Origin of the sequence: Oleiharenicola sp. Vm1 (assembly GCF_047777955.1) — a bacterium.
In the GTDB taxonomy this organism is placed as follows: Bacteria; Verrucomicrobiota; Verrucomicrobiia; order Opitutales; family Opitutaceae; genus Didemnitutus.
The window spans coordinates 1,119,810-1,137,167 of sequence record NZ_CP180537.1 but is presented as its reverse complement, the minus strand read 5'-3'; the positions used below and the strand labels follow the sequence as shown (position 1 = coordinate 1,137,167).

Below are 17,358 nucleotides of genomic sequence, written 5' to 3'. Positions count from 1 at the left end.
AATCGTTTGCGCCGAGAGCGCTGAAACGACCGCCAAGAAGATGCCGACACGTCCCCACATGGCTGAGTCCTCATGTTTTGATCGGCTCGACTTGGAACGCGGCGACAGCGGTGGGGAAACGTCCGTTGCGCGTCAGGTCGGGATTGACCAGGAATTTGAATTTAACGCGGTAGCGCAGCGCCTCGGTGATGGGCGCGCCTTGATACGAACCGACGCGGATCAACTGCACGTCCGCGGAAGTATAGAACGCATTGTCGCGCGTGCTCAGAATTTCCGGCACGCCGACCTCGACTTTTTGGTGCAGCGACTTCGCCTCGAATTCTGCCTTCGTGCTGTTGATGGCGGTCTGCGCTTGTTTCGCGGCGTCGCGCAGGAAGAGCTGTTTCAGCAGTTCGGGGTTATCGGGGCCGGCGGGATTGCGCTCAAAGAGCGCCTTGCAGGCCAGCTTGGTCTGCATCGCGTGCAGGTCCTTCGCCTGCTGGATGTCGACGACGGGAGAGACGTAGTAGGTGCCGAGGCTGTCGATCAGCAGCACTTCGCGGCGATGCGTGAACTGTTCAACCAGGTGGTGATGGTCCCACGCCGCCCACACCCACGCGGCCACGGCCACGGCGAACCAGACGAGCGACTGACGGCGCTGGCGGTCGAAGATCGAAAGCAAAGCCGGTTTCGGCTTTCCGAATCGTGGCGTGACGCGCGGAGCATCGGCTTCGGAAGTTGTGGCGTTCGCGACCATGGCTACCTCCGTTTCGGGTTCTGCTTGTCGGGAGTAACATTCTTGCATGGACGGTTCCCGCTGGGTCCGTGCTGTGTCGAATTGTTTCCCAGCAATTCCCGGAGACTGTGAGCAATGGACTCCTCAGCCGTCGCGAGACGTTCCTCCGCTCGGGCGGACTTTTCCAGGGCGGCAGCGTATCTACGATTAAGATTTAACATAGGCGTCGATTTCGATGGCGGCCTGGTTCGGGTCGCTGCTGTGCGGCTGATCATCGAACCCGCTACGGCTCTGCCGCTGGCGCCGTGCGTGTTGTGAAAACTCCGAAGCCATGGATTCTGCGGCGGCTGCCCTCCGCGTGCCCGCGTCTGCCGATCTTTCAGCGGCATTAGCATGCCGACGCATGAGGTTGCCGGCATTCAAACCCGAGATGCCACCTACGACAGTGCTGGTCATGCGCGCGCCGGCACCTCCGCGTGCAGTCGATTCCGCCCCCGCAGCGAGGGTCCCGGCGGCTGCGGCTGCCACGACTCCCGTTGCGGCGACGCCGCCGGTGGCTGCGGCCACGGCTGCGCCGACTCCGCCAGCAAATGCAGCCTGCCCCACACCTCCAAGGCCCTGAGCGAAAGCCGCGGCGGGATTCACGCCCGAGGTAAGCACTCTGTAGGTGACGTATGGCGCCAACGCTGAACTGATGATCATCCAGATCCCGATCAGCAGCACCGTGAGAGCCGGAGCGACTGCCGCGCCACCGGGCGTGACAATCGGTATGAGGCTCGCGATGGCCGCGCGCTCAAGCATCGCGTTCGTCACTACTGCCGCCATGACCCAGCCGAATGGCCAGCAAACCAAAGCAACCAATCCCATCACATACTTTAGCGCCACGCCTTGTAGCGGCCGAATCATGAAAAACGCGAGAAAGAGGGGGCTGAGCGCCCATCCCGCTGAAAGCAGTATGTCGCCTACCAGCTTCACGATGAACTGGACGCCCCACGCCAACCAACCGAAGAGCCATAGCAGCGAATAAGCGATCGCGGTCCCGATCGATCCGGTATTCCAGATCACATCCCACACACTCGTATTTGGATCAGACGGAGTGGTGCCGGAAATGAATCGGACGAACTTATCGTCAACCGTGGAGGGATCGATGCCGAAGAAATCACCAAAGGCGCCGATAACGTCGCCCAGCCGCATCAACCACTCGCGAATAAAAACGGTAGCAAGTCCCACAAAGAACACGCGAACCAACAATCTGAGTAGAGAGGCTGGTTCGTGCCGGTTGAGCGCAGCGCTGAATACGAACCCCGCGACAACGAGCGAACTCGCGACATACGCAGTTGCTCCCCAAAACTGCGACAATCCGTCGAAGTAGGAATCGGGGAGGATACTGCCTGCCGGTGCGCTCATGGTTTTGGGTTCTGTGGAGGCGGCGGGGCCGGCTCCGACTTGGTCTCCGATTGATCCAGTTTCTTATTGTAGCGTGGTTTGAAAGTTTGGGGCAGTGTCTGCATCTCCTTCTTCGCCGCGTCAGCGCGTGCCTTCGCTTCCGCGTCCTGCTTCGCCTTCATTTCCTGTTGGTTCCTTTCGGAGCAACCCGTGGCAAGCAACGTAGTGATGAACAGGATATAAAGGCCGTTTTTCATTTCCCCATTTTTGACCTGAAATCCGCAGCTTCGTTGCATGCTCAGGGGCGGTAGGGACGTTCAGTCACATACCGAAGCACGGAGTCATATTGCGGCTTGAACGTGCTGCTCACCTTCGCCGCCTCCTGTTGCGAAAGCCGACTCCTAACCTCTGCGTCCGCGTCTCTTTGCGCGTTGGTCATTGCCGTGGATTCTGCGGCGCGGACCTGCACCTGGGCGGCGCTCAATGCGACTTCGGAATCCACGGCTGCGAGTTCGCCGTATTGGGCATCGAGGACGGTCGCCAACTTCTGCTGTTCCGCTGCCGTTTCCGCCGCCTGCATGGCTTCGCTCGTGGCGGCGATGGCACGCTTCAGATTCTCCCGACGCGTATAGACGTCCGTCTGCACCGATTTGAATTCATCGACGGTCTCCGTCACGGCCTGCGCCGTCTTGTAGGTCTGCGGATCGCGCTCAATCGCACCGCCATTGAAATCGGTGAAGTCTGGCGTGATGGGGGCGTAGATTCCGCCGCGCGTGTCGCCAAAGATGCCACGCCCATCCACCCGGGCGACGCCGTCCGCCCATACTTTGATTTTCGTGGGCAGGTTCAGGTCGAGTCTGAACTCCGGAAAGCCGACGAGCGCTTTCACGTCGGCCATGTTCCCGAGTCGCTTGAGCTGCGTTTCGAACTGCTGAATTTGCTGAATCTGATTCGTGATCTGCGAAGCCTGATTGGAGAGTTGCTGCACGAGGGCAGCGTAGTTCATCGCGCTCTGCTGGATGCTCGCCACGTCGATGACCGCCCATTGCGCGCGGCAAGGTGCGAACGCCACGACGGAGAGAAAGGTGAGAAGCACCGTTTTCATGATCCCGCATCCTCCCGAGGTGCGACCACGCGGATGACGCGTTTCGTCGGTTCACGGCGCACGCCGTCCCGGTCGGACTGCGGCACGTCGATTTCGTAATACGTCTCCTCGTAACCGTCATCGGCCGCCGGGCGCTGATTGGCCCGGGCGATCCAATACTGCTGCTTCACGGCGTTGGACTGGCCCTTTTCGTAGCCCGCGAGGTAGGCCTCCTTCTGTGCCTTGTTGTTGAGGTAGTTCACGGCTTCGCCGACGACGAACCCGGCGGCAGCGCCGACGGCGGCGTTCTTCGCCTTGCCGTCGCCTTCCTTGGCACCGATGTAGGCGCCGCCGGCCGTCGTCGCCGCCGTGGTCGCGAAATCGCGGGTCCCGCCGGCGGAGTTTGCACTCATCGTGCTGCATCCCTGCGTGAGCAGCATTACCACCAACATCGCCAGAATCGCGATCACCAGCGGCTGGCAGATGGAAAAGATATCGAGGATTCGTCGCATGGCGGGAGGAGGTTGAGGGTTAGTCGTGATCGATGGTGAGGCGTAGCTCCGAACGCTGCGTCTGGCGCTCCGCGCAGACTTCGCGCAGCCGATGCCGATCGATCGCGTGCTCGATGAATTCGCCCGCGTCCAAACGGCCTTCGAGAAAGTCTACGATCTCCGCTTTCGCGCGCATCCGGTCGGCCACGGGTAGCTCACTCGTTTCGAGGATCTCTTCGATTTTGGCCACCGCCGCCGGATCGGATTTGGCGTCCCCGATCTCCCGTGCCGAGTAAGGTGCCAGGGCTTCCGCCAGGCGCTCCTCCTCTACCAACTCGTAGCCGGCGAGCAGCAGATCGAAGCCGGAGCGGCTGACCATGATCGTCTCCGGTTCGCCTTCTCGCAGCACGCGTCCTTCCGCGTCCAGTTGGTTTTCGCGTTCGATCAGACGAAACATCAATTCGTCGTTTTCGATGTCCGCTTCGATGTGCCGCTGGCGGTGCTCCTCTCGCGCCTCGCTTTCCGCGAGCAGCGCGACATTGGCCACGGCGACGCGGGAATCAGGCAGCCGCGCTAGCACGCGCGGCAGCGCCACGACCGGAGCGTCCGCCGCGAGGGCGCGGCGCTCCGCCAGATACTCCCGGCCTTGCAGGACCAGTTGCTGCGCCTCGTTTTGAATTTCCCGGTGAGGTTTCATGGCTTCAGGAGTTGGCGATGATTGCGTTCACGACGTCAGCCTGACCCTTCAGGTCCGCTGCGCGCTGATCGAAGTGAGTGCCCGAACTGGACGCGCAGTAGAGCATCTCGCGGGACGCGACATTCCGCATCGTGACGATCAGCGGCCGGCGCTCGTCGGTGTGATAGTAGGTGAATTGGGAGAACTTCGTGCCCGTGAGCTTTTCCGGCTCGGGGTGACTCATGACGGCGTCCTTCACCGTCTCCGGGATCGGGAAGTCGCGGCTCAGATCCTCGACATCGCTGCGGTCACTCTGACGCATGAGGAGCAGCATGCGGCTGTTCCCGAGCACCGCGCCGCGGATGTCCGAGGTTTTGAACTGCTCGTAGTTCTGCACCGTCGCGACGTTCCAGACGTTGTATTTCCGGAGCTGCTGGTAGGACTCGCGCAGCACCTTCTTGCCCGAGGGCACGAGGGAGAAGCGCGCCACTTCCTCGAAAATGTTGCGCTTCCGGAGCGCGCGCGGGAGCCGCATCATGTGCGACCGCGTGTAATTCGCGATGAGGAAGGCGGCAGCGGCCTTCAGTTCCTCCGCCGATTCCGGGATGTAGCCCAGTTCGAAGTGCGCGATCTTGCCGGTGAGGTTCACGTTCGACACGCCGTCGAACAATTCGCCGTAGCTGCCGCCGCTCGACCACGGTTCGAGCAGCGTCGCCAGATACCGCATTTCATCGGCGTGGGTGCCGGATGCCTCGGCGGCGAGCAGTTCCTGGAGATGCCCGTGCTGCGGCTGATCCGCGGCGGCCAGATCGGCGAAGACGAGATCGCGGACCGCTTGCGCGCCCGCCGTCTCCTTCGCGAATCGCAGCACGTCTTCCTCGGATTGCGCCCGCAACAGGGCCGACGCTTCGTCCGGCTGGGCCTTTTCGAACTCGGCGAACTCGAGGAACGCATCGAGCGCCGTGGCCTGTGGCCCCATCCGCATCCGGCGAAACGCTTCCAACGTCGCGGCCCGGCGGGTCAGCAGGGGCCGCGACTCCGGATGCTTGTTGAAATACCAGCGGGCGAAATCGTCGTAGAGGCGGCCGATGGCATTGTTCAGGAGCGCGTGCCGCAGCTTGTTGCGGTCTTCGTCCTTCGACTGGCCGACCATCAGCATGGGCAGCGCGGCGGCGGCAGAGAGATGCAGCCCCGACAGCGGCAGGCCCCGCGTATCGAGGTAATTCATCGTCAGCTTGCCGTTCGCTTGGACGATGAGCGGCTGGCACGCGGCATCGACGGTCTTGGCATACGTCGTATAGGACTCACCTTCCTCCACGATCATCGTGTAGTGGTAGAACGGCTCCGTCTGCGTGAGGATGTCGATCACGTTGACGCTCTTGCCCGAACCCGTCGTGCCGATGACGACCGCGTTCTGCGGCGTCTGGCTCGCGCCTTCGCCGACGAACGTCCGCCCGCCAACGAGGTTGCCGTTCGGCCCTTCAAACAGAAACTCCGCGTTGTCGAGGTGCCCGGTCGGAGTTGAGGAGAACGGGAGGATGTTGGCGACGAGGGCGTCGTCGTAGTCGTGCCATAGCGCGTCGTAACGGCTGTAGGACCAGCCTGGCCACGTGCAGAAGAAGAAATTGCGGGCCGAGCTTTCGAGCGCGGGCTCATACGCCTGCGCGCGCTCCATGCTGCCCACCGCGGCTTTCAGCGCGGTGAGCTTCGCGCGCAGATCTTCACGGTTCCGGTCCCACGCCCGAATAAGGTATTGGATGCGGTAGGGAGAACTGTCGCCGTTCGAATAACGGGCGATCTTCGCCGCCTTGATCTTCATCGCCGCGAGGAGCTTCACCTTCTTCAAGCTCTCATAATCGCCCTCGACGCGGTTCAGCTCCTTCTGCTCCTTCTCGATCAGTTCTTCCACGTCGACGGCCTCGACGTTCACCGTGATCGCGTAGTCGCGAAACCCGAGCTTCGTGAGGATATACGCGATGCTGGGCCGGGTGCGCTTCGGCAGCGCTTTCAGGACCAGCATGCCGTGATAGCAGCCATCGAGGTAGAACCCGGTGTCGGGTTTTTCAAGCGGCCGGCCTTCGCCGAGCCAGCAGTTCTCCTGGAGCGATTTCTCCGGATCGAAGAATTCGAGCGGGTCGGAAACCTTCTGCTCTGGGAGGGAGGGATTCAGAAATTCGAGGTAGTGTAGGAAATGATCGTGATCCGTCATCGACCGCACCTGCCCGCCGCTGCCGGCGAAGAGCGCATGGAGGAATTGGCCGAGTTGGTGGAATTGCTCGGCATACGCGGCCAGCAGCGCTTCGCGCGTCAGCCGGCCGCTCTTCTGCCCGAGGACGGCGGCATCGATGGGAGTCGTGAAATACAGCCGCAGCCGTTCGCGGCGCAGCACGCCTTCTTCCGCCATCCGCCAGAAGCGGACGAAGCGCTCGTTGCGCTGCCGGACGCTCCATTCGTTGGCGCCGTGCTTCACCGTGTCGTCCCGATAATGCTGCAACGGCCGGCGAAAATCCGAGTCGTTCGTCCACTGCACCTGCAATCGCCAGCCGGGCTTCAGGACCGAGAGCAACGCGACCAGGTCGGATTCGAAAGTATTATGGTGCACCGGATCGGCCTGCTCCAAATCCGGCGCGATCACTTCGAAGCCGCGCGCGATGTAGCCGCCCCGATGCAGGCCTTCGAAGACAATCATGTCCTCGCCGAAATACCCGTCTGGCGGCTCGACTCTCATGCGCGTTCCTCCGCGGATTCGGCCAACGTTTCTTCGAGCAACGCCTCCGTCTCGGCGAGGCGTTCCACCACCTGTTCAAAAGCGGCCCGAGCGATCACCGGTTCGCTCTTTGGCTTCCGCGGTGCCGGAGTCTCCGCGGCCGGCGTCGAGATTGCCGCCGTCGCGCGGAAGGGCCGCACTGCTGGCCGGCTACTCGGCGCGGCGGCCTTGCTCGCCGCGACATCGTGCGCCGCGAGGGACACGCCCCCGTGGAATGGATTCGCAGGACTCTTGGCCCGCGGAGAAAACCGAAACGCCATGACGCCGGCCTCCACGAGCCCGGATTCGAAAAAGTCCGTATCGTAGTGCTCCGGCCGGTTGTTTTTCAGCGCGAAGACATAGGCCACCGAAAGCCCGCACAGCACGACCCCCACGAGCAGGCAGAACAGCAGTGAGACGCCGAGCATGCCCCAGAGGAAGACGACCATGAGGATTGTCACTCCGCTGGAGCCGAGGAGATACCAGCCGGAGTTGCCGGTCATCCCCAGGAACTCGCCGGACGACTTCGCGCCCTGGTTGGCGTCGTGCTCGTGAAGGTGCGTGGCGTGCATGGGAGCGCGGCCTTACGGGGTGAACGTGCCGACGTCCGCGGCTTCGATGCCCATGTTGCTCCACATCGTGCGCACGATCGCGAAGGCGAGCCCGCTGACCATCGCGCCGGCGAAGGCCCACTTCGCGATGGACTGGCGGCCCATCATCATCGCGACACCCGCGGCCACGATGCCCACCGCAGCAAAGGTGCCGCTGAGATACATGATGATCGCGTTGCCCGACTCGGTCGCCGTCTTGAGATCGACCGCCGCCGCCTGCGCCAGCGTCGGCCACGCGAGCGTGACGGTGAAGAGAATCCACACACGACGCCGATTGGTCTCCGCGGATTGCGGCCGATTTTCCGAACACAGATGCAGCGCCCGTGCGAGCATCGCCGCCCCCAAAGCCAGCGCCAGATACGGCGTCAGCTGAATCAAGGTCGTCATGACAGTCTCCTTTTTCGATGCCGGCACTTGTGGGGGCCGAAACCCGCGCGCCTTTTTCCTCCTTTCGTTGGAATTCGTCGCGTGATGGCGAAGACGAACATTATTGCGGCGGTCGCAACTTTGCGGGCCTACCGAAAATTCGGTAGTCGGAGTTTTGGAACCCGCCGGGCGGTCGCCGCCGCCGAGGGAAAACTGTCTCTTTCTCTGACCGGATATCGCGCTTTATGTTACCCCATAAGGTTGAATTCGAACTGCTGTCCCTCTGTGCCTTTCGCCGGCCGGGGCGCCGCCGTGCGGAACACGATGCCCGTGACGAAGCTGTCGGGTTCGTTGGCGCGGTCCTCTTCCAACTCCGGTCGAGAGCGCACGCGAAGCAGCGTATGCTCCTCGATGGCTTGTTTCAGCGGGCCAAGGTTATGACCGCGGAGAAAGATCATGTGATCGCCAATCTCGATGCGCAGGAAATCCGGCTCCGCGTATTCCCAGCGCGCCTCGACGTAGAGCGACCAGGGAAAGTTGCGCCACTGTTCCTTGCCGTCGTCGAAGGTGACATGGCTGGGGCTGACGACGGTGTCGAAATACTGCCGCCCCTTACGCTGCACCGGTTTGTCGTTCATAGATTAGCCTTCTGCGTTTGGTGGGCCCGCCGACCGTGCCGATGCGCGTGCATCGCCTGCCAGGCGGCGCGCACCTTCGCGCTCATCGTGCGCACGGGGCGCGGCACGTTGCGCTCGCCCATCACGATGCGATGCCGCGCCGTGAATTCCGTCGCCAGCTCGCGGCCCGGATCGGGCGCGGCGAGGCGGCGGAGAATCTTGGCCTTGTCGGAGACGTAGATCGCATGGGCGCCGCGGTAACGGGTGTTCCCGACGTAGAACTGCCGGCGGGCGAGCGCCGACATCGCGACTTCGCCCAGCACCAGCAGGGATTCCTCAGCGGTGCTGCCTTGCGAACGATACGACGTGAGCGCGTGCGCGTAGGTCCACGCGGCGAAATCGCGGGGCAATTCGTGGCCGTCGGTGAACACCACGCGATCCGCGACCGGGTCGACGGCGGCGACTTCCTTGAAATCGCCATTGGCGAATCCCTCCCGGTCTTCGCGTCCCCGGATGAGGAGCTTTTCGCCGACGGAGATCGGGAGCGTTTGCAGGCGGCCCACGTCGAACGCGGCGCGTTGCCGGCGGGTGAGTTTCACTTCCTTGCCGTCTGCGCCCCGCACCCAAAGACCATTGGAGACCGCTCGCACCACCTCCGCGGCGACGCCGCGTTTGAAGTCGCTCGTGTCCCGGGCGAACAGGAGCTGATCACCGGGCCGATACTGATCCCAATGCACCTTCTGTTCGTCGGTCCAGTTCAGGGGCTTCACGGCCCGCCGGAGCACCTCGTCGGTGCCCAGCATCCCCGCCTGCCGCAGCGCGGGACGCACGTGGGCGTTGAAACGCTCGATTTCATCCCAGAACGGGATCACGACGAGCGTGGGAACGCCGCTGCGGCGGTTCCGCACGTAGTGCTCCGCCGCGGTGGCAAACATCGCGTCGTCGTTCTCGGCGGCGCGAATCAGCCCGCGCCGCTCGGCGAAGGTGAACGCCTCGACGAACGCCCCCGACGCGAGGAGACGGCTAAAGCGGCGATCCGCCTCGCTGCGCTGCCGGAGGACTTCGGACAGGCGCACGACCGGGGTGTCCGAAAACGTGAGCACGTTCCGCAGCGCGTCGCCGCGCTGGACGCTGTAGTGCTGCTTGGTGTCGCCCACGAGCAGCAGCCGCGCGTTAACCGCCTGGGTCAGTGCCGTGAGGCGGTCGAGTTGTTCGGTGGAGAGGAGTCCCGCCTCGTCGACCAGCACGACGCGGCCGGCGGCGCTGCGTTGCAGCGGTTCGCTGACGAGGAACCGTTGCACGGTATCGGCGCCGCTGAAACCCGCTTCCGTGATCGCATCGCGCGCTCGCGTCGTCGGCGCCAGCGGGAGGAACGGCTGACCGCCCGCCGCGCGGTGGGCCGCTTCGATCGCGCTCAAGACCGTCGTCTTGCCGGTGCCCGCGTCACCGATCAGCACGGCGACGAAGTCCCGGCTCGCGAGCAGGGCGGCGGCGGCGCGGCGCTGGCCGAGCGTCAGATGCGCCGGCAGTGTGCTCGCGTCGCCGAGCGGGAAGCGCCGATTGCGGCCCGCCTTCACGCGTTCGATGGTCTGCGATTCCTCGCGGCGGATGGGGCGGAGACTCATCTCGCCATCCTTGCGGATGACATCGGCGTGATTTTCGAGCGCTTCGCGCAGTTCGCGCCACCGGTAGAAATCGGGATGGAGTTCGAGCGCGGCCTTCAGCACCTCGCCTTCGCGCACGACGCTGTTGCGTTCGTAGACGTGGCGAAAGGCCGCTTCGAGGACGGAGCTGACCCAGCCGTAGGATTGATGCAGCCGGGGCTTGTCGCTGCGCGCGCGGCGCACGAGGTCGTCCAACGCGGCGCGTTCCTCGCTGTTGAGTTCGGCTCGCTGCCGCGCGCGAACTTCCGGCGTCGTGGCTTCGGTGAGCTTGTCCTGTCGCGATTCGCGCACGAGGACTTCGATCTCGCGCTTCGTCGGCTTCCGGCCTTTCGCCGCCGCAAATTCCTCCGCGAGCTGCTGCACGTGCCGCGCGCGCTTCGAGAAGCGTTCGCGCAGGTGCTCGACGCCGCGCACCGCAAAGCCCTTCGAATTCATTTCGTAGGTCTCGTAACCGAGCGCGCGGAGGCGGACGGCCAGCTCGCGATACAGGACCTGCCGCACATAGCCGGATGCCCGCATCATTTCGGCCGGTTGCAGCGCCATCCACGCGTTGCGCTCGGCGTCCCACGTCACGTTCGCCAGCACGGCATGCGCGTGCAGCTGCGGATCGAGGTCGCGGCTCGCGTCGTGGTGGAAGAGCGCGCCGACGACATTGCGGGTCAGCCGATATTTTTCGGTGAACGCCGCTTCCCCGCGGCGCTCGCGCACGGCGGCGAACCGTTGCATCTCGTCCAAGGCCACGCGCACCGACTCGGCGAAGGCGGTGCGCACCCTTTCGTCGCCGCCGACCAGCGCCAGGACGCTCACGTCCTTGGGCGCGGATAGTTGGATGTCGAAGAACGCCACGCGGTCCTTCATTAGTCGCTGCGTCAGCGATTCGCCGGTTTGCGGATGCCGATTCAAGCGCAGCGCCTCAAAGGGCGCGTCCGTCACGGCCCCGGCCAAGCCGAGTGCCGGCGCGGCCAGACCGATCCATTCGCCTTGCACGGCCTTTTCGCCTTCCGACCAGTAATCGTTCTTCCGCAGGTGATGCGAAAGATAGGTCGCGCCGTTGCGGATGACACCCACCGTGATCATGCCTCCCAGTCCGACCACGCGCGCGCCAAGCTCAACGGCGCGCCCCTCCCGGTTCTGGGGTAGCCCGCCTACCGGGGATGCGGTAGCGCAACGGTCGGTTTTCGCACGTCCGAGGTGAAGACGCTCTGGCAGGGTGGGCGTGAATCGGTCGCCTTTGTTTGGCCCCAGACGCAATACCCTAACGAGTTCGTTGGGTTCGGAGCTCGGGCCGGGACGCCTTTCGGACGCGGGCGCCCAGCTACCCTTTTTTCGGTAGGTCCGCGCCCTCGCGATTCACGCGCGACCGGCCTTTTGTGCGCGCCGTAAATCATGAAACACCTGCCCGCACCCGATGCTTTGCTGCGTGCCTGGCTCAACGATCCACGCGCGCCCGCCGTCCTTTCCCTCGTGATTTCCGGCGTGTTTTTGGGCGCGGCGGGCTGGCTGATTCAACGCAATCTCCGCCACAATGAGCCGGGATTACGGGCGCCGGCCGCCCTGCCGCTCGCGTTGGTGATCGCCGGCACCGGCCTTTACGGCACCACCACCGTTCCCGCGCCGTGGCATTGGGCGGTCGCGGCGCTCGTGTGCGCGCTGGCGTCCTCCTTGTTTTATTTCGCGGACCATCGCCGTTACGTGCGCGACCCGCAGGGCAAGATTGTCGCGGATCGCTGGGAAATCGTGCTCACGTTCGCACGCTTCCGCTGGACGCGCGACAAGGCGAACCGGCACTTCTTCTTCTCCGGCGACACCGGCGCGGGCAAGACAAGTGGCATGAACGGTCTCCTCGCGTCGCTCGTGAAGCGGAATCCCACGCTCGGCGGCGTCGTGATGGCGAACAAGGGCGACGAGTGGTTTTACCTGGAATGGCTCGCGAAGAAATACGGCCGCGAGCGCGACATCATCCGTCTTCGGCCGCGCCTCGTCGGCGAGCCGGCCGTCAATGCGCACCGGTTGAACGTCACGGGCGATGCCCGGCTGCCGTTCACGACGCGGGCGCGCATCCTGGTCGACACGGCGGCGGCACTGAATCCGAAGGACGAAAAGAGCTTCTTCAAGGTGAAGGGCGCCGGCCACATCAGCCGCGCGTTCGAGTTGCTGGCCGACATCGGCCGCCCGGTCACGGCGACGAACGCCTACAAAATCCTCACCTCGGAGACGGAACTGAAGCTCGCCTTGGAGGACCTGACCAAGCTCGACACCACGGACCGCCGCGTGCAACTCGCCGAAATTTTCGACCAGACCTACATCAAGCATGACGCAAAGGAGCAGCGTGCCGGTGAAATCGGCACCTCCCAGAACTACCTCGAATACCTCGGCACCCCCGAGATTGCCGAAATCTTCAGCTCCGATGAACCCGACACGTCCGCCATGGCGGACGTCGATAAGGGGAAGATTTTCTGCATCGACGTGCCGCAGGACTACACCACGGAGCGCCAATACGTGTTCACGGTAGTGAAGCTCTTGCTCTACCGCCACGCGCTGCGCCGGTATTCGCTGCCGCCGTGGCAGAAGTATGCGCTCAACCAGCTCGTCTACGTGGGTGACGAATTCCAGAACGCGATCACGGCCAGCCACGACGGCACCAGCGACTTCAACGTCATCGACCGTCTGCGCGATTGCATGCTCATGCTCGTGGTTTCCGCCCAAGCGTTCGAGTCGCTGATCCCGCCACAGACGAAGGAACAGGCCGAGGTGCTCGCGTTGAATTTGAAGAATCTCGTCATGTATCGCGCTGCGTCGGAGGCCGACGCTCTCCGGTGCGCCAACGCCCTGGGCAAGCACTACGTCGAGCGCGCCACGCGCACCGTGCACCTCGACCACACCGCCCACACCTACCAGCGAACCGAGGAGTATCGGATCAAACCGCACGAGTTCCGCCGCCTGCCCGACCACACGGCTGTCGTGCGTCACTGCACGAACGGCTTCAAAAAAGTCTGTCTTCGTCCCGCTTAACCGTCATCCTCAAGCGCAACGCCGATGAATCCTGAAAAGACTCCCGAACTGACCGTGCAGACGCTGATGGCGCTACGGAAGGAAAGCGATGCGGTCCGCGTCATCACTGAACGGCTCAAAGTGAAAGAAATGGGGCCGGCCGATCACATTCGGACGAAGCACGAGGTGAAGGCGTTTGTGGAGTCGGGGACTACGACGCACGCAGAACAACTCTTGGTCAGAGCACGCACTCGTCGTGAAACCACGCAAAACCTTTCCCAAAGTCGGTCTCGTAAACTCGGTCAGCAAATTTGAGCGGAAAGCATCAAAATGCGGCCCGAAGGTCACACCTACCATTTTAGTGCGCTAGATTCTGCAAAATAGGCACCTACGAGTATAACTGCCTTCAGATTGACTTGGAAAGCAGCACGCGCGCCTTAGACTTGCGTTTGGATGTATGAACCAGGGTCAGGAGAGGGCCATCGCAAACGCCTGAGGATGCGCTACCATCAGGCAGGGTTGGCTGCGTTTACTCCGCATGAAGTGATCGAACTTTTGCTGACCCTCTCTATTCCGAGAGGAGACGTTAAGCCTCTGGCAAAGCGCCTCCATGCAAGATTCGGAGGCCTCCCAGCAGTGATGCGAGCATCGCGTGAAGAACTTTTGGAAATCGAAGGAGTCGGCGAAGCAACGATTTTCGCAATCAGATACATCAGAGAGATTATTCCGCATTTTCTCGAAACCGAGATATCCAATCAGCCAAAGACGTCGACGGAATCGCTAACCATTCAGCTTAAGGACATCTGGAGGGCTCGCATTGGACATGAACCAGTCGAGGTCTTCGAAGTCGGTCTGTTTTCTCCTTCGCTGAGGCTCGTCAAGATTGTTACTCATTCACGCGGCGCAGTTGATCAAACGAGCGTCATTGCCAGCGAGATTATCAGGCTAGCTGTGAAGGCTGATGCATTCGCCGTTGCTTTCGCTCACAATCATCCGAGCGGCTCAACAGCACCGTCAGATGTCGATAAACTAGTAACCAAACAGTTGGTTCTAGCAGCCACCTCGGCAAAGGTGGCGGTCATCGACCACTTTATCGTCTCCGCCACTTCGTCATTCAGCTTTCGAGAACAGGGTCTGTTGTAATGATTGCGCCCTCAATCCTATCTCACTTTTCCTCTCTAAACCCGGAGCAGCGCCGCATTGTCGAAACCACCGAGGGCCCCGTTTTGATCATAGCGGGCCCCGGCTCCGGCAAAACTTTCAGCCTGGTCCTTCGCACCCTAAACCTCCTTTCCCTAGGTAAGGCGAAGCCCTCTGAAATAGTCGTCTGCACCTTCACAGAAAAGGCCGCACTTGAGCTACGTGATCGCCTCAATGCTGGTGCGGCCAAGATCGGCTACACCGAAGACCTCACGGAGCTTCGCGTCGGCACGATTCACGGTATCTGCCACGACATACTTAATCGCCACCGCCATCACACCAAGCTGGGGAACAGTTTCCAGATTCTGGACGGACTCACCCAACAGCTCTTCCTTTTCGAGCAATTCGACACCGTCTTCGGCCCACCGGTTAATGATCTCTTCCTAGGAAAATGGTCCACCAAGTGGACTGCGATTGAGGGCGCTATTTCCTTCTTCAATAAAATCACCGAAGAACAGATCGACCCGACTAGCCTTCAAATTTCCCCGGATCCGTTTCCTTCCGCTCTTGGCGGCGCATACCTCCGCTATCGTCAGGCCCAATACGACCAGAACCGCATCGACTTTGCCGTAATCCAGTCGCTCGCATTCGAGGTTCTTTCTTCAGATGCCATCGGTTCCAAAGTGTGTGCAGGTGTGCGTTACTTGATGGTCGATGAGTATCAGGATACAAACTACATTCAGGAGCGGCTCTTGCTCAAAATGGCCTCCGCTCACCTCAACGTATGCGTGGTGGGTGACGAGGATCAGAGCCTGTATCGTTTTCGCGGTGCCACGGTCCGAAACATTCTGGAGTTCCCCAAGCATTTCCCATCGGCCACCCAGATTCCGCTCACCACCAACTACCGCTCACATAAGGCCATCATCTCCGCGTATGACCGCTGGATGGCATCCGCAGATTGGTCGGGGCCCGGAAACCAGCGCTTTCGCTTCGACAAATCCATTCTGCCGAACGCCCCCGAAAATCACCCCGACTATCCGGCGGTCTTCAGCATCTGGACTCAAGACCTTAGCGACGAAGCCGAACGCTTCGCGTCCTTGGTCAAATTCCTCAAAGACAACTCGATAATTGAGGACTACGCCCAAGTGGCTCTGCTTCTGCGCAGCGTCCAGACTCAGCACAGCGGCCGGTTTACCGACGCACTAAAGGCCCTCGGCATCCCCGCCTACTGCCCGCGCGCGCGCGGCTTCTTCGAGTGCGAGGAGATTCAGTGGATGATGGCCTGTTACGCGCTGATCTTCGGTTGGCATGGTGTAGGACGTGGCGAAGTGAAGGGCCCGGCCCTGACTGCGTTTGCTAACTACATTGATCGCGCCTTTGTTTCGCTCGCCGGTGCCGCCGGTGGCGGCGACTCGCCACTTTCCAAGCTACTGCGCCAGTGGGTCGGCCTCATCCAGGGGCTCAACACCGGCGAATCACTCGACCTTCGCATCGCGGATTTCCTCTACCGTCTTCTCGCAGTCGAGCCGTTTGCTTCGGTGATGAAGGAAGAGAACCGCGCCCGCAGCCTCGCGATTCTCACCCAACTGCTAAATTCGTTCCAGAGCTACTACCACTATACGATCATCACCCACAAGAACCGGGAGTGGATTCGGCGTCACCTCTTCAATAGCTTCTTTCGCCTGCTTCACGAAAGCGGCCTAAACGAGTTCGAGGACCCCGATCAACCACTCCCCAAGGGACACGTTCAGATCCTGACTATCCATCAGTCTAAGGGCCTAGAATTTCCCGTGGTCGTCGTCGGCAGTCTCGATGCCAACATCAGCACAGGGAAGCAGGTGGATCAACTGCTGGGCCCCTTCTGCCAACGGCCCGTCCTCGAACCCATGAACCGCATTACCGGTTTCGACCGGATGCGCCTTCATTACGTCGCCTTCTCTCGCGCCGCCAAGCTCCTCGTGCTCACCTGCGGCACCCAGCCGAAGGATCACTTTCGCGAAATTTGGGACGGACTTCCTCAGTGGCCCCACATTCAGCGCGATCTGCTCACAGCCCAGCGTTTTGAGGGCAAAGACCGCCATCCTGTCAAAAAACGCTTCTCCTTTACCGGCGATCTCCGCGTTTACGAAACCTGTCCGCGCCAGTATCAATACTACCGCTACTTAGATTTCACCCCATCCCGCTCGGCAGTGATTTTCTTCGGCCTCTTGGTTCACCAGTCCATTGAGGAGATCCACCGTCTCGTCCTTGACGGACTGCTCGACCAGATCGACGACGCCCGCGTTCTCGATTTGTTCGAAAAAACCTACCGCTTCCTGTGCCTCAGCGACGTCAGGCCGACCGGCCCCGCGGCCAAGGAAAACGCTCTCAAACAGGTCTTGGACTACTTCCACCAAAATCGTGACGCCATGCAGCGGGTCCGCGAGACCGAGGTGGATGTCTCCCTTGAGAAAGACGGCTACATCCTGACCGGCAAAGTCGATCTTCTGATGGGCTCCGACGGGAAACTGGAGCTTCTCGACTTCAAGACTTCCGAGAGACCAGCGCCAAACGACCCCATCCTCGACGTCTACGAGAAGCAGCTCTGCACCTACGCACACATCTTGGAGCAGCGTTACGGTAAGCGACCCGAACGCCTCCTTCTCTACTGGACGGCAGAGGAGAAAAGATCCGATGCCCTCATGGAGTTCGACTACCATCCGCAGCACGTGGAGGCTGCCGGTAAATCCTTCGACCAGGTCGTCGCCAAAATCCAAGACCGCGACTTCAACGTCGTCCGTCCTCCCGGCCGTAAGGTGTGCAAAGAGTGCGACCTGAAAGCCGTCTGCGCCCACGACGGTCTCATCAAGCCTTTCCCGTCCTGAGTCACCC

General features: G+C 61.9%; 15 protein-coding genes. 4 read left to right on the top strand and 11 right to left on the bottom strand.

What is annotated here, in order from left to right; genetic code table 11:
- Positions 1-70: 70 nt before the first annotated feature.
- From ACMYLB_RS05960 to mobF, 11 genes are all read right to left on the bottom strand, one after another.
- Positions 71-736, bottom strand: a complete 666-nt coding sequence (locus tag ACMYLB_RS05960) for a hypothetical protein (RefSeq protein WP_415910035.1) — start codon at positions 734-736, stop codon at positions 71-73.
- A 186-nt stretch (positions 737-922) separates the two neighbouring features.
- The gene (locus ACMYLB_RS05955; protein ID WP_415910034.1) at positions 923-2,122 is read right to left on the bottom strand and encodes a hypothetical protein; all 1,200 of its coding nucleotides are present in this window, start codon (positions 2,120-2,122) and stop codon (positions 923-925) included.
- Positions 2,119-2,358 (bottom strand): hypothetical protein, encoded by a 240-nt coding sequence (locus tag ACMYLB_RS05950; protein ID WP_415910033.1) that lies wholly within the window; start codon positions 2,356-2,358, stop codon positions 2,119-2,121. The genes ACMYLB_RS05955 and ACMYLB_RS05950 overlap by 4 nt, the downstream gene beginning before the upstream one ends.
- A gap of 41 nt (positions 2,359-2,399) precedes the next feature.
- Entirely contained in the window at positions 2,400-3,206 is an 807-nt protein-coding gene (locus tag ACMYLB_RS05945; RefSeq protein ID WP_415910032.1) for a hypothetical protein, read from the bottom strand.
- A complete protein-coding gene (locus tag ACMYLB_RS05940) occupies positions 3,203-3,697 on the bottom strand; it encodes a YMGG-like glycine zipper-containing protein (RefSeq protein WP_415910031.1) in 495 nt (164 codons plus the stop codon). The genes ACMYLB_RS05945 and ACMYLB_RS05940 overlap by 4 nt, the downstream gene beginning before the upstream one ends.
- Before the next feature lie 19 nt (positions 3,698-3,716).
- Positions 3,717-4,373 carry a hypothetical protein gene (locus ACMYLB_RS05935; RefSeq protein WP_415910030.1) on the bottom strand — a complete coding sequence of 219 codons (657 nt, stop codon included), beginning with the start codon at positions 4,371-4,373 and terminating at the stop codon, positions 3,717-3,719.
- Positions 4,374-4,377: 4 nt separating this feature from the next.
- Positions 4,378-7,041: a hypothetical protein gene (locus tag ACMYLB_RS05930; protein WP_415910029.1), complete on the bottom strand. Its 2,664-nt coding sequence runs from the start codon at positions 7,039-7,041 to the stop codon at positions 4,378-4,380.
- Between the two features lie 35 nt (positions 7,042-7,076).
- The gene (locus ACMYLB_RS05925; protein WP_415910028.1) at positions 7,077-7,670 is read right to left on the bottom strand and encodes a DUF4133 domain-containing protein; all 594 of its coding nucleotides are present in this window, start codon (positions 7,668-7,670) and stop codon (positions 7,077-7,079) included.
- A 12-nt stretch (positions 7,671-7,682) separates the two neighbouring features.
- Entirely contained in the window at positions 7,683-8,096 is a 414-nt protein-coding gene (locus ACMYLB_RS05920; protein ID WP_415910027.1) for a hypothetical protein, read from the bottom strand.
- A 227-nt stretch (positions 8,097-8,323) separates the two neighbouring features.
- Positions 8,324-8,713: a hypothetical protein gene (locus ACMYLB_RS05915; RefSeq protein WP_415910026.1), complete on the bottom strand. Its 390-nt coding sequence runs from the start codon at positions 8,711-8,713 to the stop codon at positions 8,324-8,326.
- Positions 8,710-11,607 carry a MobF family relaxase gene (mobF, locus tag ACMYLB_RS05910; RefSeq protein ID WP_415910025.1) on the bottom strand — a complete coding sequence of 966 codons (2,898 nt, stop codon included), beginning with the start codon at positions 11,605-11,607 and terminating at the stop codon, positions 8,710-8,712. The genes ACMYLB_RS05915 and mobF overlap by 4 nt, the downstream gene beginning before the upstream one ends.
- Positions 11,608-11,742: 135 nt before the next feature.
- Between mobF and ACMYLB_RS05905 the strand changes: the two genes are divergently transcribed.
- The 4 genes from ACMYLB_RS05905 (at position 11,743) to ACMYLB_RS05890 (ending at position 17,351) form a co-directional block, all read left to right on the top strand.
- Entirely contained in the window at positions 11,743-13,368 is a 1,626-nt protein-coding gene (locus ACMYLB_RS05905) for a hypothetical protein (protein WP_415910024.1), read from the top strand.
- Between the two features lie 24 nt (positions 13,369-13,392).
- The gene (locus ACMYLB_RS05900; protein WP_415910023.1) at positions 13,393-13,662 is read left to right on the top strand and encodes a hypothetical protein; all 270 of its coding nucleotides are present in this window, start codon (positions 13,393-13,395) and stop codon (positions 13,660-13,662) included.
- Positions 13,663-13,845: 183 nt separating this feature from the next.
- Positions 13,846-14,490, top strand: a complete 645-nt coding sequence (locus ACMYLB_RS05895; protein WP_415910022.1) for a JAB domain-containing protein — start codon at positions 13,846-13,848, stop codon at positions 14,488-14,490.
- Complete coding sequence (locus ACMYLB_RS05890) at positions 14,490-17,351, top strand: ATP-dependent DNA helicase (RefSeq protein ID WP_415910021.1); 2,862 nt, start codon at positions 14,490-14,492, stop codon at positions 17,349-17,351. The genes ACMYLB_RS05895 and ACMYLB_RS05890 overlap by 1 nt, the downstream gene beginning before the upstream one ends.
- The last annotated feature ends 7 nt before the right edge of the window (positions 17,352-17,358 follow it).